Source organism: Accumulibacter sp., assembly GCF_029255285.1.
In the GTDB taxonomy this organism is placed as follows: Bacteria; Pseudomonadota; Gammaproteobacteria; order Burkholderiales; family Rhodocyclaceae; genus Accumulibacter.
The window spans coordinates 42,191-60,233 of sequence record NZ_JAPUVI010000108.1 but is presented as its reverse complement, the minus strand read 5'-3'; the positions used below and the strand labels follow the sequence as shown (position 1 = coordinate 60,233).

20 protein-coding genes are annotated in these 18,043 nt (G+C 62.7%); 6 read left to right on the top strand and 14 right to left on the bottom strand.

The window, feature by feature from the left end; genetic code table 11:
• Positions 1-11 precede the first annotated feature (11 nt).
• The 4 genes from sdhA to Q1M07_RS17285 form a co-directional block, all read right to left on the bottom strand.
• Entirely contained in the window at positions 12-1,796 is a 1,785-nt protein-coding gene (sdhA, locus tag Q1M07_RS17300; RefSeq protein ID WP_300455942.1) for a succinate dehydrogenase flavoprotein subunit, read from the bottom strand.
• Positions 1,797-2,144: a succinate dehydrogenase, hydrophobic membrane anchor protein gene (gene sdhD, locus Q1M07_RS17295; protein ID WP_300455939.1), complete on the bottom strand. Its 348-nt coding sequence runs from the start codon at positions 2,142-2,144 to the stop codon at positions 1,797-1,799.
• Positions 2,138-2,530: a succinate dehydrogenase, cytochrome b556 subunit gene (gene sdhC, locus Q1M07_RS17290; RefSeq protein WP_300455936.1), complete on the bottom strand. Its 393-nt coding sequence runs from the start codon at positions 2,528-2,530 to the stop codon at positions 2,138-2,140. Before sdhC ends, sdhD begins: the two co-directional genes overlap by 7 nt.
• A 119-nt stretch (positions 2,531-2,649) precedes the next feature.
• Positions 2,650-3,387 carry a GntR family transcriptional regulator gene (locus tag Q1M07_RS17285; RefSeq protein ID WP_300455933.1) on the bottom strand — a complete coding sequence of 246 codons (738 nt, stop codon included), beginning with the start codon at positions 3,385-3,387 and terminating at the stop codon, positions 2,650-2,652.
• Positions 3,388-3,603: 216 nt separating this feature from the next.
• Between Q1M07_RS17285 and Q1M07_RS17280 the strand changes: the two genes are divergently transcribed.
• Together Q1M07_RS17280 and Q1M07_RS17275 are read left to right on the top strand one after the other, a co-directional pair.
• The gene (locus Q1M07_RS17280; RefSeq protein WP_300455930.1) at positions 3,604-4,590 is read left to right on the top strand and encodes a malate dehydrogenase; all 987 of its coding nucleotides are present in this window, start codon (positions 3,604-3,606) and stop codon (positions 4,588-4,590) included.
• A 217-nt stretch (positions 4,591-4,807) separates the two neighbouring features.
• Positions 4,808-5,188, top strand: coding sequence for a nucleotide pyrophosphohydrolase (locus Q1M07_RS17275; RefSeq protein WP_300455927.1), 381 nt, complete (start codon positions 4,808-4,810; stop codon positions 5,186-5,188).
• A 32-nt stretch (positions 5,189-5,220) separates the two neighbouring features.
• Here Q1M07_RS17275 and rlmJ read toward each other — a convergent pair whose 3' ends face one another.
• Positions 5,221-6,063, bottom strand: a complete 843-nt coding sequence (gene rlmJ / locus Q1M07_RS17270) for a 23S rRNA (adenine(2030)-N(6))-methyltransferase RlmJ (RefSeq protein WP_300455924.1) — start codon at positions 6,061-6,063, stop codon at positions 5,221-5,223.
• 45 nt (positions 6,064-6,108) lie between these two features.
• Positions 6,109-7,356 (bottom strand): nitronate monooxygenase, encoded by a 1,248-nt coding sequence (locus Q1M07_RS17265; protein ID WP_300455921.1) that lies wholly within the window; start codon positions 7,354-7,356, stop codon positions 6,109-6,111.
• Positions 7,357-7,589: 233 nt separating this feature from the next.
• Here Q1M07_RS17265 and folE point away from each other — a divergent pair, with 233 nt between their 5' ends.
• The gene (folE, locus tag Q1M07_RS17260; RefSeq protein WP_300455917.1) at positions 7,590-8,234 is read left to right on the top strand and encodes a GTP cyclohydrolase I FolE; all 645 of its coding nucleotides are present in this window, start codon (positions 7,590-7,592) and stop codon (positions 8,232-8,234) included.
• Positions 8,235-8,239: 5 nt separating this feature from the next.
• Here folE and Q1M07_RS17255 read toward each other — a convergent pair whose 3' ends face one another.
• The 5 genes from Q1M07_RS17255 to Q1M07_RS17235 all read right to left on the bottom strand — a co-directional run bounded on the left by Q1M07_RS17255 (position 8,240) and on the right by Q1M07_RS17235 (position 11,922).
• Entirely contained in the window at positions 8,240-9,067 is an 828-nt protein-coding gene (locus Q1M07_RS17255; protein ID WP_300455914.1) for a crotonase/enoyl-CoA hydratase family protein, read from the bottom strand.
• 124 nt (positions 9,068-9,191) lie between these two features.
• Entirely contained in the window at positions 9,192-10,178 is a 987-nt protein-coding gene (locus Q1M07_RS17250) for a GlxA family transcriptional regulator (protein ID WP_300455911.1), read from the bottom strand.
• On the bottom strand, positions 10,175-11,065 hold the full coding sequence (locus Q1M07_RS17245; protein ID WP_300455908.1) for an EamA family transporter: 891 nt from the start codon (positions 11,063-11,065) through the stop codon (positions 10,175-10,177). The genes Q1M07_RS17250 and Q1M07_RS17245 overlap by 4 nt, the downstream gene beginning before the upstream one ends.
• A 4-nt stretch (positions 11,066-11,069) precedes the next feature.
• On the bottom strand, positions 11,070-11,345 hold the full coding sequence (locus tag Q1M07_RS17240; protein WP_300455906.1) for a DUF1272 domain-containing protein: 276 nt from the start codon (positions 11,343-11,345) through the stop codon (positions 11,070-11,072).
• On the bottom strand, positions 11,338-11,922 hold the full coding sequence (locus tag Q1M07_RS17235) for an isochorismatase family protein (RefSeq protein WP_300455903.1): 585 nt from the start codon (positions 11,920-11,922) through the stop codon (positions 11,338-11,340). The genes Q1M07_RS17240 and Q1M07_RS17235 overlap by 8 nt, the downstream gene beginning before the upstream one ends.
• A gap of 173 nt (positions 11,923-12,095) precedes the next feature.
• Between Q1M07_RS17235 and Q1M07_RS17230 the strand changes: the two genes are divergently transcribed.
• Positions 12,096-12,875, top strand: a complete 780-nt coding sequence (locus Q1M07_RS17230) for a PhzF family phenazine biosynthesis protein (RefSeq protein WP_300455900.1) — start codon at positions 12,096-12,098, stop codon at positions 12,873-12,875.
• A 42-nt stretch (positions 12,876-12,917) separates the two neighbouring features.
• Here the strand turns inward: Q1M07_RS17230 and Q1M07_RS17225 are convergent, their stop codons facing one another.
• Positions 12,918-14,438: a helicase HerA-like domain-containing protein gene (locus tag Q1M07_RS17225; RefSeq protein WP_300455897.1), complete on the bottom strand. Its 1,521-nt coding sequence runs from the start codon at positions 14,436-14,438 to the stop codon at positions 12,918-12,920.
• A 142-nt stretch (positions 14,439-14,580) separates the two neighbouring features.
• On the opposite strand from Q1M07_RS17225, the gene Q1M07_RS17220 reads away from it, so the two are divergent.
• Positions 14,581-15,306, top strand: coding sequence for a YebC/PmpR family DNA-binding transcriptional regulator (locus Q1M07_RS17220; protein ID WP_300455894.1), 726 nt, complete (start codon positions 14,581-14,583; stop codon positions 15,304-15,306).
• 100 nt (positions 15,307-15,406) lie between these two features.
• Here Q1M07_RS17220 and Q1M07_RS17215 read toward each other — a convergent pair whose 3' ends face one another.
• Together Q1M07_RS17215 and Q1M07_RS17210 are read right to left on the bottom strand one after the other, a co-directional pair.
• Complete coding sequence (locus Q1M07_RS17215) at positions 15,407-15,607, bottom strand: hypothetical protein (RefSeq protein WP_300455891.1); 201 nt, start codon at positions 15,605-15,607, stop codon at positions 15,407-15,409.
• Positions 15,608-15,711: 104 nt separating this feature from the next.
• Positions 15,712-16,035: an RNA-binding protein gene (locus Q1M07_RS17210; protein ID WP_300455888.1), complete on the bottom strand. Its 324-nt coding sequence runs from the start codon at positions 16,033-16,035 to the stop codon at positions 15,712-15,714.
• Positions 16,036-16,352: 317 nt separating this feature from the next.
• On the opposite strand from Q1M07_RS17210, the gene Q1M07_RS17205 reads away from it, so the two are divergent.
• On the top strand, positions 16,353-17,864 hold the full coding sequence (locus Q1M07_RS17205; RefSeq protein WP_300455885.1) for a sodium:solute symporter family protein: 1,512 nt from the start codon (positions 16,353-16,355) through the stop codon (positions 17,862-17,864).
• Positions 17,865-18,043 lie beyond the last annotated feature (179 nt).

Here is an 18,043-nt window from a genome sequence, read left to right as displayed (position 1 = left end):
TCAACGCACGATCAGTAGGAGCGCGTCTTCAGCGCGATGGTTTCGACGGACAACGGGGTCATGATCACCGGCTTGTAGCTCAAGGCATTGCTAGCGCGATGCCAAAGCGTGTGCTTGTGCCAGTTGACGTCGTCACGCCCATTCGGATTGGCGGCCGTGTCCGGCGCGTCGTCACGCACATGGGCGCCGCGCGACTCCTTGCGCGCCTCAGCGGAAACCATCGTCGCCTTGGCCACCTCGATCAGGTTGTCGAGTTCGAGCGCTTCCACGCGCGCCGTGTTCCAGACCTGAGACTTGTCCTTGATTTCGGTCATGGCAACCGCTTTCTCGATGTCGAGAATCTTCGCCACACCTTCGACCAGCATATCCTTGAAGCGGAAGACGCCACAGTGCTTCTGCATCGTCCGCTGCAACTCAAGACGAGTTTCGTTGACGTTGGCGCCACCAGTCTGCGTGTTGAGTCGGTTCAGTCGCGCCAAGGTAAAATCGGCAAAATTCGCCGGCAGTTCCTTGAGCCCGATCTCACCCGATTTGATGTCGGCAATCACCGAATCGCCGGAGGCTTTGCCGAAAACCAGCAGATCCAGCAGCGAGTTGGTCCCCAGCCGGTTGGCGCCATGCACCGAGGCACAAGCCACTTCGCCAGCCGCATAGAAGCCCTTGATCGGCGTCCCGTCGTCGGAGACGACCTGCCCCTTGTAGTTGGTCGGTACACCGCCCATCTGATAGTGACAAGTCGGCACAACCGGAATCGGCGCCTTGATCGGGTCGATACCGGCAAACTGGATCGATATCTCGCGTATTCCCGGCAGGCGCTTCATGATCGTCGCCGGGTCGAGGTGCGTGATGTCGAGCAGGACGAAATCCTTGTTCGGTCCGCAACCGCGGCCCTCGTTGATCTCGGTGACCATGGCCCGGGAAACGACATCGCGCGACGCCAGATCCTTGGCATTCGGCGCGTAACGCTCCATAAAGCGCTCGTTGGTCGAGTTGCGCAGGATGCCGCCCTCACCACGCACGCCTTCGGTGATCAGAACACCGGCACCGGCAACGCCGGTCGGATGGAACTGCCAGAACTCCATGTCCTCGAGCGGGACACCCGCGCGCGCGGCCATTCCGAGACCGTCGCCGGTATTGATGAAGGCGTTGGTCGAAGAATAAAAGATGCGCCCGGCGCCACCGGTGGCAAAGACGGTCGCTTTGCTGTGAAAAGCGACCACTTCACCGGTTTCCATCTCGAGAGCGATGACCCCGAGCACCTGACCCGAATCGTCGCGCATCAGGTCGAGCGCCATCCACTCGACAAAGAACTGCGTATTGGCACGCACGTTGCGCTGGTACAGCGCGTGCAGCATGGCGTGGCCGGTGCGGTCGGCCGCCGCGCAGGCGCGGCGAACCGGCTTTTCGCCAAAGTTCGACATGTGCCCGCCGAACGGGCGTTGATAGATCTTGCCTTCGTCGGTTCGGTCGAACGGCATGCCGAAATGCTCGAGTTCGACGACCACCTCCGGCGCCTTGCGACACATGTACTCGATGGCATCCTGATCGCCGAGCCAGTCGGAACCCTTGACCGTATCGTACATGTGCCAATGCCAGTGATCGTCCTCGGAGTTGCCGAGCGAAGCCGACACGCCGCCCTGCGCGGCGACGGTGTGCGATCGAGTCGGAAAGACCTTCGAAAGAACCGCTGTTTTCAGGCCGGCTTCCGACAATTGAATCGCTGCCCGCAGACCCGAGCCGCCGGCGCCGACGATCACGGCATCGAACTTACGTACTGGAATGGTTAGCTTGCTCACTTACATTCTCCACAGGATCTGAACCGCCCAGCCGGCGTAGCCGACGAGCACCGCCGCCGTTGCAATCATCATCAGTAGACGCAAGCCATCGGGTTTGACATAGTCCATCCAGATGTCCCGCACGCCAATCCAGGCATGATAGAAGAGGCTGACGAGAAACAGGAAAGTGGCAAACTTCATGAAGCCGTTGGCAAAAATGCCGCGCCAGGCTTCGAAGGAGTCAGGACCGACGGCACCGACGACGACCAGAAAGACGACCGTATAAACCGCCATGATGACGGCGGTCGCACGCTGGATGATCCAGTCCTTGAGGCCGTAATGCGCCCCCACGAGAACACGATTTACCATAGCACTTTGGCTCCGATGATCAGGGTCAGCGCGATGCTGACCACGAAAACGATCTTGCTCGACAAGCGCGCTGCCTCGAGCTCGACGCCCTTGTGCAGGTCAAGCAGCAGATAGCGGATACCGGCACAGAAGTGATGCATGTAGAACCAAATCAGCCCCAGCAGGATGATCTTGGCCAGCGGATGAGCGACCACCGCCTTGGCGCTGGCGAAGGTCTCACCAGAAGTCAGGCTGGCCTGAAGCAGCCATAGCAGAAATGGCAGCAGCAGGAAAATCGCTGCCCCGCTGATCCGGTGGAGGATTGACAGGATACCCGGAAGGGGTAGCCTGATAGTCGGCAAATCCAAGTTCTTTGGACGCCTTTTCTTGATTGCCATCTCTGCCATGAACGTCATCCTTCAAGTGTAATGCGGCCGAATCCGTGCCGCCCGACCCCTGCAAAACCACGTTCGATTATAAACCAATCGAACGCCCCTAACTTGCCTGCGACGCCTCCTCCGGAGTTTCAGCCCAGTTGATTGTGATAATGATAGTTGCGTGTCGCATAGAAGCCGCGGCGCCATTCCACCGGCTTGTTGCCATACGTGAAGGTAACGCGTTCGACGAGCAACAGCGGGCTCCCCTCGGCGATTTGCAGCAGTTCGGCGCTCACCCGGTCAGCCGAGATCGCACGCAACCGCTCGTCGGCGCGGATCATGCGTACGCCATAGCGCGTTTCGAACAGACTGTACAGCGACTCGCCGGACCTCAGAACGTCCAGCGACAAGTCAGGGAAGAGTTCGCTCGGCAGATAGATTTCATCGAACACCACCGGCTCTTCACCCAGCTTCAGCAAGCGGCGAACGATGGTGATCGGCGCACCGGCTTCAAGCCCGAGGGTTCGTGCGACATCGGTACCGGCTTTGGCGCGCCAACATTCCAAAGGAATACTCTGGGAAGGCCGAGGTTCGCCATCGTTCGGGACCAGGCGCAGGAAGCGGAAATAGGAGCCGGGATCCCGGTGCGTCGCGACGAAGGTACCTTTGCCCTGCTGGCGAACCAGCAGATGCTGGGCGGCCATCTCGTCTACCGCCTTGCGTACGGTTCCCTGACTTACACCGAAGCGGCCGGCCAGTTCCGATTCGCTCGGTATCGGGTCACCGGGCCCCCACTCGCCGGATTCCAAGTGGCGCAGGATCAAATCCTTGATCTGCCGATAGAGCGGGCTGAAGGTCGGAGAATGCAATGACGTGGGCCGGTTCATGGAATGTCATTTCAGCACAGTTTCACGCCCGCGTCCATCCCGTTTCACTCAAAAATATCATATATAAGACATAAGTTAGATTTGACACTTTCCGGCTTTCGCTTTTATCATTCTTCCGATTTGCCGTCCCCTCCGAGTACGCATCGCAGGGCAACGCCGATCGAGTTCCATCTTCTTGCTCATCACCAACCACTATCACACGACAGGAGCCGCATCATGTCCAAAGCCCCCATGCGCGTCGCGGTCACCGGCGCTGCCGGTCAAATCGGTTACAGCCTGCTCTTCCGGATCGCCTCCGGAGAAATGCTCGGCCGTGATCAGCCGGTCATCCTTCAGTTGCTCGACCTGCCGCAAGCCCAAAAGGCTTGCCAAGGCGTCATGATGGAACTCGAAGACTGCGCCTTTCCGCTGCTCGCCGGCATGTTCGCCACCGACGATCCTAACCTCGCCTTCAAGGAAGCCGATCTCTGCCTGCTGGTCGGAGCACGTCCACGCGGCCCGGGAATGGAGCGCGCCGACCTGCTGACCGCCAACGGGGCGATCTTTACCGTGCAGGGCAAGGCAATTGCCGAAAACGCCAACGAAGACGTCCGCGTCCTGGTCGTCGGCAACCCCTGCAATACCAACGCCCTGATCGCCGGCTCCGCCGCCCGCAAGGTTGGCCGGACCAATCCGAACAACTACCATGGGATGCTTCGCCTCGACCACAATCGTGCGCTTTCGCAACTCGCGGCCAAGACCGGCCGGCCGGTGGCAAGTTTCAAGCAACTCGTTGTCTGGGGCAACCACTCGCCATCGATGTACGCCGACTACCGTAACTGCACGTCGAATGGCGACAACGTTAAAGCGCTGATCAATGATCCGGTGTGGAACAACGACACTTTCTTGCCGACCGTCGGCAAGCGCGGGGCCGCGATCATCGACGCGCGCGGCCTCTCATCTGCCGCTTCGGCCGCCAATGCGGCGATCGATCATATGCGCGACTGGGTCCTCGGTTCCGAGGAATGGGTCACCATGGGTGTGCCCTCCGACGGTTCTTACGGCATACCCGCCGGCATCGTTTTCGGTTTTCCGTGCGAGTGCAAGGGCGGAGACTTCAAGATCATCCAAGGGATCGAGATCGACGACTATTCGCGCGATAAGATCAACAAGACGCTCAAGGAGTTGACCGACGAGCAGGATGCCGTCAAGCACATGCTTTAGTCGAATCGGCGCTTCCCCCTGCCAAGGCCGCGGCTGGTCCGCGGCTTTTTTCTCCGCGAGCGCCGATTCTCATGCGCTAGAATGCGTTCCTTTCGTCGCCCAAGGCAATCTCGAATTGACTACGTCGTCAATTTCCTTCTGCCCACCGGATGCCCTCAGCCGTGCCTAGCGCCGCGAAGCCGGTAGTGGCCCATCAACGGGCGTCACTTTCGGCACCATGAGCCCGCTGTCGGAACTGACCGCCAAGGTTCTCGAGTTCCGGGACGAGCGCAACTGGGCGCAGTTCCACAGTTTGCGCAACCTGATCGTGTCGCTGAATCTCGAGGCCGGCGAATTGCTCGAATTGACGCAATGGAAGAGCGACACCGAAATGGCGGGGCTGCTTGACCAAGCTGACGCACGCGAAGCGTTACGCGACGAATGTGCCGACGTCCTGATCTATCTGTTGCTGATTGCCGAGCAGGCCGGCATCGACCTCGCAGAAGCTACGCGGTTGAAACTGGCGAAGAATGCCGTCAAGTACCCGGTCGATATCAGCTACGGGTCCAGCCGCAAGTACTCGCAGGCGCCTGCCGCTGAGTGCCGCGACAAAGTCTGAGTCCTTCGACGATTGGACTGCGCGGCTCGGCTTCAGGGTGGCGTCTCGAGCGTGAAGCCTGCGCCCCGATCAACGCGGAGCACGTCAACCAAGCACGGCATCACCTCCTCCAAGGTGGCCCGCAAGGTCCACGGCGGATTGACAACGAACAGCCCGCTGCCGTGCATCCCCAGGCCGTCCCCGGCCGGCGTCCTGACGCGCAATGTAGCGTGCAGCCAATCCTTGGCCGGGAGGCGCTTGAGGCGCGCCGGCAAGTCATGTGCCTCCAGCCTGGTCAACTGGGGATACCACAACAAATAAGTACCACTCGGGAAACGCCGCAGACACTCCTTGAGCGAAACGACGACGCGTTCGTAATCACGCTTCTCCTCGTAGGCCGGATCGATGAGTACCAACGCGCGCCTTGGCGGAGGAGGCAGCAAGGCTTTAAGCGCGGCGAAACCGTCGCTTTGGTGGATGATTACCTGTCGGCCGGCAGCGGCAAAATTCGCTCGCAGGCGGAGTACGTCGCGGCTATGCAACTCGAACAGATGCAAGCGGTCGTTGCTCCGCAGAGTCGCCAACGCCAGGCAGGGTGAACCCGGGTAATTTTGCAGGCGGCCGTCGGGATTACTCCGGCGCACCAAGTCAACATAGTCGACGATCGCTGGCGGCAGCTCGCGGCGTCCCCACAGGCGGCCGATACCTTCCCTGTACTCGCCCAGCTTCAGCGCCTGCACCGAATCCAGCGCGTAATGGCCGGCGCCGGCGTGCGTGTCGATGTAGCAAAAGGCTTTGTCCTTCTGACCCAGGTAGCGCGTGAGCTGAACGAGCACCACATGTTTGAAAACGTCGGCCTGATTGCCGGCATGAAAGGCGTGACGGTAGCTCAGCATCGTTGGCTTTCGTGGCGTACGCGGCCGACAACGGCGGTCAGCGCGTTAGTCCGGTGGCGGCTGGATACGGCCGTCGGTACTGAACTGATAATCGCGAAAGATGTGCTCGGCGCTGAGCAATTGCCAGCTTCCGTCGGACAAGCGACGTGAAGTGTCCTTGAGGCGATACGCGTAGTGACCGCAGGTCCAGCAGTCGAAATTGCGCATCTGGGTACACAGGCAGGTCTTGTCCTTGACCGAAATGCGCTTGACGCCGGGGTTCGCCGCCACCTCTCGGTTGTAGGCGCTGATGTAGGAGCAATTGCCGCTACTATCGAGCAGATAGCCATAGGCCTCGCAATTGGGCCGTATCCCGTCACCGATCGCCGGGCTGCTGCTTAGCATGCGCATCGGGTAACCGGTCGGCGAAATCTGGTTGACCTCGATCTGGTCTTCGGTAGCTTCGAAATAGCGTTGCTTGACGTCTTCCGGCAGACCACACTCGCGCGATACCGTGAAACGGGTGGCCACCTGAACGGCACCCGCTCCTTTTTCGAGAAAGTTTACGGCGTCGCTGCCGGTGAAGATGCCGCCGGCCGGAATCAAGGGAATGGCCAGTTTTTCGGCCTGCAGATAGGCATGGATCTCGGCAAAGATTGTCGCCAAGTCATATTGCGCCCAGTCCATGCCAAAGCCCAGGTGTCCGCCGGCCAGAGGCCCTTCCACCACGACATAGTCGGGCAGCCGGTTGCAGCGCGCCGTCTTGCGCAAAAACAACTGCAGAGCGCGCAAGGAAGAAACGATGATCCCCAGCTTCGCATCGCGAAAGCGCGGATGGTCTTCGATCAGGGCAAACGAGCCGAGATGTAGACCGGCCGCCAGAGTGATGCCATCGATGCCGGCGTCGAGCGCCGCCGACATGCGCACGCGCAGCGTCTCGCGCGGCGCGTTCATGGTCAGCTTTTCCATGCAGTTGACAAAGATCAGGCCATCGCCACGCTTGGCCTCCATGGTCTTGCCGACGTGCATGGCGGTCGCTTCGGCAAGTTGCCCAAGATCAAATCGAACCATCGACTTGTCGGTATTGGCGACGTTGAATTTGTACTGCCTGAGTTTGTCCTTGACGAACTTGGCGTTGAAACGACGATCGGCAACGGTGTTGACCATGGCGTCGGAGATATGCCCGATCCCGCCGAGACGAGCCGCCTCGAGCGCCAGTTCGGCCGTCGAGATATCGACACCCATGCCGCCGATAACGATCGGTACCAGTTGCTTCCTGCCGAACTGCAGACGGAAATCATCAACGCGCTTCATCCATGCCCTTCCCGACCCGAGCCAGCTTCCTCAGCCCACCCGACGGGTGATCACCGCGATCGCCCAAGTGCCGCATTATCGCTCATCACGTGCGTGCATGGCTTGCTGCGCGCAGGGAAATCGCCGCTCGCGAGGCTATCGTGGTAGATCTCGAACGGAATCGCGGCCAGCTCGTCCGCTTAGCCAGCACGTGTATCATGGGGCCTACTGACGACATCAGCGAGAGATTCTCCATGGCCGACTGCAGCCGCCGCCAACCCCCTTCTTCCCCGGCAAACGACGTCGGCATCCCGCGCCAGCATGCTTTCGACCCAGTCGCTTTCGAGCGCGCGATCGGCGATCTGCTCGGCGCCTGTGGAATCGCTGCCGACTCCGTGCATATGGGACGCACCGCGCAACGCGTACGCGAACTCTGGCAACGCCGCCTGCTCGGCGGCTACGAGCTCGACCCGGCGGAGGCGCTCGGCGAAGGATTTGCCGATCACCGCAGCGACATGGTGGTAGTCCGAGGAATTGCCGTGCACGGCGTCTGTCCGCACCATCTGGTTCCGTTCCGCGGTCTGGCTCACGTCGCCTACCTGCCCGGCGGGCGGCTACACGGCTTCGGCCGCATCGCGCGCCTGGTCGACGCCATCGGCCACCGCTTCACTTACCAGGAATGGATGACGCGCGACATCGCCGAAGCGCTGATGCGGCACGGCCGGGCTCGGGGCGCCGCCTGCCTGGTCGAAGCGGAGCAATTGTGCCTGCTGCTCGGCGAAGACCGGCGCGGCGACGAGCGCGTCATCACCCAGGCCTTCAGCGGCGAATTCGGGTGCTCCCCACAGTTGCGGAACGAATTCCTGCGTGCCGTTGCCGGCCAAAACCACGGCGGCTGAGGGGCTCAGTCGGAATACTTTGGCGGGCGCTGCTCGCGCCGCGCCGCCATCGTCTCGTCGAGGTCAGCCGAGAGCAGCATCGCCGCGTTCCAGGTCGCGACATAGTTCAGGCCGTCGGCCACGGAGTGATCGCGGCCATAGTTGAGCATCTCCTTGCTGCCGCGGATGGCCAGAGGCGATTTTGCGGCGATGCGGCGCGCGATCCCTCGTACGCCATCGAGCAAGGCTTCGGGCGTCGCATAGACCTGATTGACGAGCCCGATCTGCTTCGCCTCGACGCCGTCGACCTGGCGGCCGGTGTAGGCCATTTCGCGCGCCACGCCATCCGGAACGAGCCGCGGCAGGCGCTGCAGGGTACCGACATCAGCCGTCATCCCGATGTCGATCTCGCGCACCGAAAACTGGGCGTCGGCTGTCGCATAGCGCATATCGCAGCAGGTCACCAGATCGACCGCACCGCCGATACACGCTCCCTGAATCGCCGCCAACACCGGCTTACGGCAACGTTCCACGGCCGACAGGCAGTCCTGCAGGTCGAGAATCACGCGTCGCAACGCCTCGCGGCTGCGCGCCGGATCGCGGTGCGCAACCGTCCGGGCAACATCCGCCAGCATCGACAGGTCGATCCCGCTACAGAAATTTTTTCCTGCCCCACTGAGAATCGCGACTCGCGCTTCCGGCGTGGCGTCTACCCAATCGAAAGCGCCGCGCAGTTCCTGCCACATCGCCTCGTTGATGGCGTTCGAACGTTCAGGGCGATGCAGGCGAATCTCGGCAATACTCTCGCTCAAATCAAGGGCGATGGTCGTCAGCTTCGGGGTGGCAATACTCACGCGCTCCTCCAGTAGGTATCGGGGTGGCCAGCTGCGCCGGCCTTACCGCCCGGCGTCCGCCGACGGCGCGGGATCAGAACGCAGTGTAATGGAATTGCCCGGCGCTGCGCCGGTGAAACGCACTTCAGAAAGACCCCCGACCACTGTCAGGGCGGCCCGGCCCGGTGGCGGCTCGCCTGAGGCTCGGCGTACCGCCCTCGTAGCGTTGCCAGACGCGCCGGAAGTCTCGCGCCGACGCGAAGCCGGCAAGTTCGGCGACGCGCTCGATCGACAGTTGCCGCTCGGCGAGCAGTTCGCTCGCCCGCGCCACACGCAGCCGCTGCTGATAGCCGACGACGCTGATCCCCGCATGTTCGGCAAACAAGCGCGTAAGATGACGGGAGCTGACATGGGCCTGTATGGCAAGCTCGTCGATCGACCATGAGCGCGCGGGATCCTGCGCGATCGCGTCCTGCGCGCGATGGACGGCCGGGTGCAGGTGGTTGCGGTGGGCCAGCCAAGGCGAGAGCTGCCGATCGTTGCCTCCTCGGCGCTGGTAGACGACCAGCCGACGCGCGACGCGCGCCGCGAGTTCGGCGCCAGCGTGCCGCTCGATCAGATACAGCGCCAAGTCGATGCCGGTGGTGATGCCGGCACTGGTCAGCAACGGCCCGTCCTCGATGAAGACGCGATTCTCCTCGACTTTCGCCGTTGGTGCGGCGATGCGCAATGCCTCGATCAGACTGTGGTGCGTCGTGCACCGCCGGCCGTCAAGCAAACCGGCGGCGGCCAACAGCAGAGCACCCGAGCAGATGCTGGCGAGTCGCGTATCCGGTGGCAAAGCGCTGCGCAGCCAAGCAACGACGGCCTGCGCTTCGGGACGGGCGTAATCCTCAGCCTCACAAGCGTTACCGGTAACGATCACCAGACTCGCGGCAGGTAACCGCGCTGGCAGCGCCGCGAGGCCGGCCAATTCGACGCCAAGCGATGTGCGCAGATTGGGCACCGGGGCACAGGTATGGAGCAAGATGTCGGCCCCCATCTCGCCGGCCATGCGCAGCGCTTCGGCCGGGCCGGCATAATCGAGCAGCAGCACATTGGGGGTGACGACGAACCAGATCGGCAAGGTCACGGCCTGGCCCTCGCCCAGCCAAGTAGACGCGGCGTCAGCAGGTTGACAGCCAGGCCGAGCATCAGCAGCGCCCCACCGGCAAGATGCACCGGCCGCAACGCCTCGTCGAAAGCCAGCCAGCCGGAAACCAGCCCGACGACCGGCACCAGCAGACTGAACGGCGCCACCTGGTTGGCCGGGTAACGCGACAGCAGTCGCGTCCACAAACCGTAGCCGAGCAGCGTTGCCGCCCAGGCGAGATAAGCCACGGCGGCGAAGGAGCGCAGGCTGAAGTTGCTCAGCGCCGCCATTATCGTCGGGCCGCCCTCGATCCACAGCGACAGCACAAGGAAAGGCAGCGGCGGAACGAGACTGGCCCAGACGACAAAAGCGAGTTGATTGATCGGCCCGCAAGCGGCGACCGTACGCGTGACGATATTGCCAGCCGCCCACATCGAAGCCGCGGCGACGGTCAATAGGAAACCGAGCAGCGGCATGGACACACCATGTGTCGAACCGATCAACGTCAGGCCGCCTGCCGCCATGACCAACCCGATGAGCTGACTGGTGCGCCAGCTTTCCTTGAGCCACAGGGCGGCGAAGAGCATCGTGAAAAAGGCCTGCGACTGAAGCACGAGGGAAGCGAGCCCCGAGGGCATGCCGACGTGGATCGCCGAAAACAAGAAAGCGAACTGCCCGACCGAGATCGTCATCCCGTAGGCCAGGTAAAGCCGCCAAGGCACGCTTGGTGCGCGCAGGAAAAAAACCGCCGGGCAAGCGGCTAGCAGGAAGCGTAGCGCGCCGAGCAGCAGCGGCGGCACTTCAGCGACGCCGGCCTTGATCACCACGAAGTTCACGCCCCAGACGACTACCACCAGCAGGGCGAGAGCGAGATCGCGCGGACTCACGCGCTCAAGCCTGCGCCCGGGCCACGGCAGGGACGGGCTGCCCGTCTCCAGCACAGCAATTCCGGACCCGTTGTGTCGACGCCGGGTAGCGCGCCAGCTTGTCCGCCGGACGTATCGGCCGGCGCAGCAACTCGCCGCCGCAGTTGGGACAACGCCCGGCGAGCCGGGTCTCCACACACTCGGCGCAAAACGTGCATTCGAAGGAACAAATCATCGCCGCTGCCGATCCGGGTGGCAGATCGCGATCGCAGCATTCGCAGTTCGGGCGCAGTTCAAGCATCCCCTTCTCCCAGTACGGCGAGGCAATCGTCGACGCCGACGATGCGCGCGAAGCGCCCGGCCAGAACGAGTTCGGTGTACTCCTTGATCTCTGCCGGCGAGTAACTGCGTCCGCTGACCGGATGCGTCATCGCAAAGGTCAGCGTCGCTTCGCTGACGAAATCGACCTGGTAGCCGATGTCGGAGCCGACGCGCGCCGTCGTCTCGCAGCATTGCTCGGTGCGGATGCCGGTAATGATCAGGCGCCCGATGCCACTCCGGCGCAACCACAAGTCCAGGCCGGTATCGGAAAAGGCGTTGTGCGTGTGTTTGATGAAGGTCGCGGCCGGCCCGCCCGGCAGCCAGTCGAGTGCACGCACATGGCCCGACGTCTCGGCAAACGGCCCGGCCTGCCCAACGTGAAATACCTGGACCACCGGCACCCCGCGTTGTCGACAGCCGGCGTCGAGGCGGAGCAAAGCCTCCCGGAAAGCCGGGAGATCGGCTTCCGACCAGAAAGGCATGTGGCGAAACGATTCCTGCACATCGATCACCAGGAGCGCGGCAGGACAAACTTGGACGACACCATTGGCGGACATTTCTGGATCTCCTCGAGTGAACGAACCGCCATCGTAAAGTCTGGCAAAACGGTCGACGAGGGCGCTGCGGGACAATCACGGGACAAAAACCGCCAAAGCGGCAAAGAGCCGTCGCGGAACGTCCGGCGCCGGCGTAAGATACGTCCCTCCTTCACCCGCCACCGGAGAACCGGATGAAACTCAAGCAATATCAGATCGATGCCTTTGCCGAGCGCGCCTTCGAAGGCAACCCGGCAGCGGTTTGCCCGCTTGAACACTGGCTCGAAGACCGGATCATGCAGGCAATCGCCGAGGAGAACAACCTTTCGGAGACCGCCTTTGTGCTTCCGTCGCAAGACGGCTTCGAGCTGCGCTGGTTCACGCCGGTCACGGAGGTCGACCTATGCGGACACGCGACGCTGGCGGCAGCGCACGTCCTGTTCGAAATCCTCGGCCATGCCGGCCCGACGATCGCTTTCACGACGCGTAGCGGTGTACTTTCCGTCGAACGCCATGGGCGCCTCCTGACCATGGACTTCCCCGCCACCCCGGGGCGGAGCTGCGCCATCCCCGGGCAGTTGATCACCGGCCTCGGCCGGCCACCGCTCGAATTGCTGGCCGGTGACGATTACCTGGCCGTATTCGCCAGCGAGGCGGAAGTGCGCGCGATCACGCCGAATCAGGAGTCGCTCGCTCAGATCGACCGGCGCGGCATCATCGTCACGGCACCAGGCAGCGAGGTCGATTTCGTCAGCCGCTTCTTTGCACCGAAGTACGGCATCCCCGAGGATCCGGTGACCGGTTCGGCACACTGTACGCTCGCACCGTACTGGGCAGAAAAGCTCGGCAAGAACACTCTGACCGCTCGGCAGGTCTCGAAACGCGGCGGCAGAATCGACTGCGTGATGCAGGGCGAGCGCGTCCTTCTATCGGGCACGGCCGTAACGGTGATGGAAACCGTGATCACTCTCTGACCAGCGACCAGCGGCGGCAAATCGCGCTGCTATCGCCGGCGGTCAGCGCCGGCGCGAACCACCGCCGAGGATCGAGCCAAGAACACCGCGGATGATCTCCCGGCCAACCTGCGAGCCGATCGCGCGCGCTGCGCTCTTGGCGGCGGTCTCGATGACCGAATCGCCGCCACGCGCCCGCCCACCGCCGGAACCGCCGCCGAACAGGTCACCGAGTCCACTCAACCAGCCGCCACCGGCAGCCGGCGGCTCACCGCCCACCGCCGGAGAACCACCCCCCGGCTGGGCCGCAACGGACGACCCCTTGAGCTTCTCGTAGGCCGATTCGCGATCGAGCATTCGCTCGTAGTGGCCATAGATCGGCGACGCCTTGATCGCCGCCTGCCGCTCCTCGGCAGTCTGCGGGCCGATGCGCGAAGCGGGTGGCAGGATGAAGGCACGCTCGACAACCCCCGGCCTGCCCTGCTCGTCGAGAAAGGAAATCAGCGCCTCGCCGACACCGAGCTCGGTGATCGCCGTCTCGGCGTCGAACTTCGGGTTGGCGCGCAAGGTCTGCGCGGCCGCTCTTACCGCCTTCTGGTCGCGCGGCGTGAACGCGCGCAAGGCATGCTGGACGCGATTGCCGAGCTGTCCGAGAACGGTGTCGGGAATATCAAGCGGATTCTGGGTGACGAAATAGACGCCGACACCCTTGGAGCGGATCAGGCGAACGACCTGCTCGATCTTTTCGAGCAAGGCAGCCGGTGCTTCGTTGAACAGCAAGTGCGCTTCGTCGAAGAAAAACACCAGCTTTGGCTTGTCGAGGTCACCGACTTCCGGCAGCTGCTCGAACAACTCCGAAAGCAGCCACAACAGGAAAGTCGAGTAGAGGCGCGGCAACGCCATCAGTTTGTCACCCGCGAGAATATTGACCACTCCCTGGCCGTTGTCGGTTTGCATCAGGTCGGCGACGTCGAGCATTGGTTCACCGAAAAACACTTCGGCTCCCTGTTCGCCGAGCGTCAGCAAGCCACGCTGGATGGCACCGATCGAAGCAGCCGAAACGTTGCCGTACTCGTTGGTGAAGGTTTTGGCGTTCTCACCGACGTACTGGATCATCGCCCGCAGATCCTTGAGGTCGAGCAACAACAATCCGTTGTCGTCGGCAATCTTGAAGACCAGTTGCAACACGCCTGCCTGTGTGTCGTTGAGATTGAGCAGCCGCGCCAGCAAGACCGGGCCCATGTCCGAAATCGTCGCACGCACCGGATGCCCCTGCACGCCGAAAACGTCCCAGAAGGTCACCGGACACCTCGCCGGCACGAAATCCTCGACGCGAAGCGTTTTCAGACGCGCCTCGAGCTTGGGTGTCAGGCTGCCAACGGCTGCCAGCCCCGAGAGATCGCCTTTGACATCGGCCATGAAGACCGGCACGCCGATTCCGGAAAAACGTTCGGCCAGCAACTGCAGGGTAATCGTCTTGCCGGTGCCGGTGGCACCGGTGATCAGACCATGACGGTTGGCAAGCGCCGGCAACAGCGCCAGTTCGCTATCTTGGTGTCTGGCGATGACCAGTGGAGGAACCATGATCGACTCCGGAAAGTAGGTAGTACGACGAAAGGGAATGGCAGGAAGTGGTAGAATGGCAGGTTCGATTATCGACCATTTGCGAGCGGATTTGTTGCCTTCGGCAGCCCCCGCTCGCGAACCGCATTCAAATGAGGTCAGCATGGCAGGACATTCCAAGTGGGCCAACATCCAGCACCGTAAGGGCCGTCAGGATGAAAAACGCAGCGCATCGTTCTCCAAGATTGCCAAGGAAATCACCGTCTCGGCCAAGATGGGCGGCGGCGACGCGGCCTTCAACCCGCGTCTTCGTCTGGCGATCGACAAGGCCAAGGGCGTCAACATGCCCAAGGACAAGATCGACAACGCGATCAAGAAGGGCACCGGCGAGCTCGAAGGCGTCGACTACATCGAGGTTCGCTATGAGGGTTACGGTATCGGCGGTGCCGCGGTGATCGTCGATTGTCTGACCGACAACAAGACGCGTACCGTTGCCGACGTGCGCCATGCGTTCAACAAATACGGCGGCAACCTCGGTACCGACGGCTGTGTTGCCTTCCAGTTCAAGCATTGCGGCCAACTGCTGTTCGCCCCGGGCACCGACGAGGGCGCACTGATGGACGCGGCGATCGAAGCGGGGGCCGACGATGTTCTGAACAACGAGGATGGTTCGGTCGAAGTCATCACGGCGCCGAACGATTACATGGCGGTCAAGGAAGCACTCGCCGCCGCCGGTTTCCGGGCCGAATACGGCGGCGTGACGATGAAGGCGGAAAACGAGACGCCGCTTGCCGGCGACGAAGCGCAGCGCATGCAGAAGCTGATCGACGCGCTCGAAAGCCTCGACGACGTACAGGAAGTGTATACCAGCGTCATGCTGGACGACTGAGGCTTGCGCCGCGCTCGCCGCTCCTCGCCCCTCTCGACCCTTTTCCGGCGCACCGGCGGGAGCAGTTCGCAAGCCGGTGCGCGGCCCCCGCCGGAGGTGCCTAGCCGGTGCCCGCCACCGTCGCGCCGGGGGTGCCTGTTGCCTCGGCTTGATCGCTCTCCGTCGCCACCGGGGAAGCGTCGACCGCAGTGCCGCCAGGCTGATTTCTGGCAGCGGAATCCCGCTGCCGCTTCTCTTCCTGCTTCTTTTTCTTTTCCAGCTCTCTCTGCCGTTTTTCAAACTGGTAGTTGGGTTTTGCCAAGGTCTGTCCTCTCATTGCCGCAGTCGCGGCGACACTGGTTGGAAGTTGGAAACTATCGGGTCAATCCATCGAACGAGGGCGCTCGCCGTCAAGCAGCGCGGTAATCAGTAGCGCCCCCCGCCCCCTCGGCCACCACCGCCCCCACGCCGGACGCCGCCGAAACCGCCGGCGTTCCGGTTTTCGAGAGGCCGCGCTTCATTGACCGTCAGATTGCGGCCGTCCAGACTCTTGCCGGCCAGCGCCGCGATAGCTGCCTGTGCCTCCTGATCGGAGCCCATCTCGACGAAGCCGAAGCCTTTCGAGCGCCCGGTTTCGCGGTCGGTGATCACCTGCGCCGACGCCACTGTGCCATGTGCGGCAAACATTTTTGCGAGGCCACCCGAATCTACGTTGTAGCCTAGGTTGCCGACGTAAAGCTTCTTGCCCAAGTTGAGTACTCCAGTTTGAGGATTTAAAAGATGACGCGCCGATCAGGATAGCAACGCCGGGCGCCGGAGTCGAATGGTTTTCTCGCGCAGGGGAAATTCTTCTTTCCCGAACCGGTCGGCAAACAAACGCTCGGCGGATCGCCGGCTGCGCCTAGCCCTCCGTACCGTCTCCCGGGCTGACGTCCCGACGCGCTTCACCCGGCGCCGCACGGCATGACATAATGCCCGGCGCGGGCACCGGCAACGGCTCCGGGATCTGGTGATCGCCGCGGGATGTGCCGTGCGAATAGCGGAAATTGTCCACCGAGGATCCTGCGATGTTGATCTGGTTCGTCGTCATCTACCTGCTCGTTTCGATCGCCATCGGTCTCTACGCCGCAACACGCGTACACAACGCCAAGGACTTCGCGGTCGCCGGCCGCCGCCTGCCCCTGCCAGTGGTGACGGCGACCGTCTTCGCGACCTGGTTCGGCGCCGAGGCGGTATTCGGCGTTTCGGCCACTTTCGTCAAGGACGGCCTGCGCGGTGTCGTCGCCGACCCTTTCGGAGCCAGCCTTTGTCTGGTCATTGCGGGGATTTTCTACGGCACCAAGCTGTACCGGCTCAATGTCCTCACCCTCGGGGACTTCTTCCGTCTGCGCTACAACCGAAGCGTCGAGATCCTGACCACGGTGTGCATCGTCGCTTCTTACCTCGGCTGGGTGTCGGCGCAGATCAAGGCGCTCGGCCTGGTGTTCAACGTCGTCACCGATGGCGCCATTCCCGTGGCCGCCGGCATGGTCATCGGCGCGCTGGTCGTACTTACCTACACCAGTTTCGGCGGCATGCTGTCGGTAGCGATCCTAGACTTCGTTCAGATGGGGGTGGTCATGGGCGGCATGCTTTACATCGGCCACCTGGTCTCCGGACTGACTGGCGGGGTCGACGTGGTCGTCAGCCACGCGTCGGCCGCCGGCAAACTCGATTTCTTTCCCAGCGCCGGAACAGCCGAGTGGCTGACCTTCATCGGAGCCTGGGTAACGATGATGCTCGGTTCGGTTCCTCAGCAGGACGTTTTCCAGCGCGTAACGTCGGCCAAAAGCGCAAAGGTCGCCATCTATGCCTCCATCCTCGGCGGCGGACTGTACTTCTGCTTTACCTTCGTACCGATGTTCATTGCCTACTCGGCAACACTGATCAGCCCGGAACAGTTCAATGCGCTGATCGAAACCGACTCGCAACGCGTGCTGCCGACGCTGGTGCTCGAGCACACGCCGGTATTCGCGCAGGCAATCTTCTTCGGCGCCGTCCTCTCGGCGATCATGAGTTGCTCGTCGGCAACGCTGCTGGCGCCGTCGGTCGCGTTTTCGGAGAACGTCGTCCGCGGCTTTTTCCCGAGCGCCGGCGACCGCGCCTTCCTGCGCATGATGCGCCTCACGCTGGTCACCTTCACGGCAATCGTTCTCGCCTTTGCCCTCAACTCCGAAGCGTCAATCTTCAAAATGGTGGAAAACGCTTACAAGGTGACGCTGGCCGGCGCCTTCGTGCCGCTCTTCTTCGGCGCCTACTGGCGGCGCGCCACGACACAGGGAGCGCTGGCGGCAATTTTTGGCGGCCTCTCCTCGTGGCTTCTGATCGAAGCGCTGGTCGCGGAGCCACTGGTACCGCCTCAACTGATCGGCCTGGGCGTCAGCATCGTGGGCATGATTGCCGGTTCCTTGCTACCGCAACGGATAGGCCGGCCAACGCCGCCGCTCGATCAGCACTCCGAAATACACCATCGCGCGGCAGCACGCACGCACCACGCGGAAGCGCTGCATACCCACCACCAGGAACCGGCACGCAAGTAAGCAGCGCGTTTGGTGCGCCACGCGTCGACGGGACGGGCGCGCCAACGGCCCAGAGGCAAGTGTACCGCCAGGCAAGGGGGCAAGCCGGTTCGCCTACCGCCACCCCCAATTTCTTGCGCCACCGCCAAGCTTGGCCCCGACGTGCGCCGGGGAAACAGTGCTGCCTGGCGATCATCCCG

What these genes read in the sequence shown, in the direction of transcription:
- sdhD (WP_300455939.1), bottom strand. Translation starts at nt 2,144, where the DNA reads ATGGTAAATCGTGTTCTCGTGGGGGCGCATTACGGCCTCAAGGACTGG.
- sdhC (WP_300455936.1), bottom strand. Translation starts at nt 2,530, where the DNA reads ATGGCAGAGATGGCAATCAAGAAAAGGCGTCCAAAGAACTTGGATTTG.
- Q1M07_RS17285 (WP_300455933.1), bottom strand. Translation starts at nt 3,387, where the DNA reads ATGAACCGGCCCACGTCATTGCATTCTCCGACCTTCAGCCCGCTCTAT.
- Q1M07_RS17280 (WP_300455930.1), top strand. Translation starts at nt 3,604, where the DNA reads ATGTCCAAAGCCCCCATGCGCGTCGCGGTCACCGGCGCTGCCGGTCAA.
- Q1M07_RS17275 (WP_300455927.1), top strand. Translation starts at nt 4,808, where the DNA reads ATGAGCCCGCTGTCGGAACTGACCGCCAAGGTTCTCGAGTTCCGGGAC.
- rlmJ (WP_300455924.1), bottom strand. Translation starts at nt 6,063, where the DNA reads ATGCTGAGCTACCGTCACGCCTTTCATGCCGGCAATCAGGCCGACGTT.
- Q1M07_RS17265 (WP_300455921.1), bottom strand. Translation starts at nt 7,356, where the DNA reads ATGAAGCGCGTTGATGATTTCCGTCTGCAGTTCGGCAGGAAGCAACTG.
- folE (WP_300455917.1), top strand. Translation starts at nt 7,590, where the DNA reads ATGGCCGACTGCAGCCGCCGCCAACCCCCTTCTTCCCCGGCAAACGAC.
- Q1M07_RS17240 (WP_300455906.1), bottom strand. Translation starts at nt 11,345, where the DNA reads ATGCTTGAACTGCGCCCGAACTGCGAATGCTGCGATCGCGATCTGCCA.
- Q1M07_RS17235 (WP_300455903.1), bottom strand. Translation starts at nt 11,922, where the DNA reads ATGTCCGCCAATGGTGTCGTCCAAGTTTGTCCTGCCGCGCTCCTGGTG.
- Q1M07_RS17230 (WP_300455900.1), top strand. Translation starts at nt 12,096, where the DNA reads ATGAAACTCAAGCAATATCAGATCGATGCCTTTGCCGAGCGCGCCTTC.
- Q1M07_RS17225 (WP_300455897.1), bottom strand. Translation starts at nt 14,438, where the DNA reads ATGGTTCCTCCACTGGTCATCGCCAGACACCAAGATAGCGAACTGGCG.
- Q1M07_RS17220 (WP_300455894.1), top strand. Translation starts at nt 14,581, where the DNA reads ATGGCAGGACATTCCAAGTGGGCCAACATCCAGCACCGTAAGGGCCGT.
- Q1M07_RS17205 (WP_300455885.1), top strand. Translation starts at nt 16,353, where the DNA reads ATGTTGATCTGGTTCGTCGTCATCTACCTGCTCGTTTCGATCGCCATC.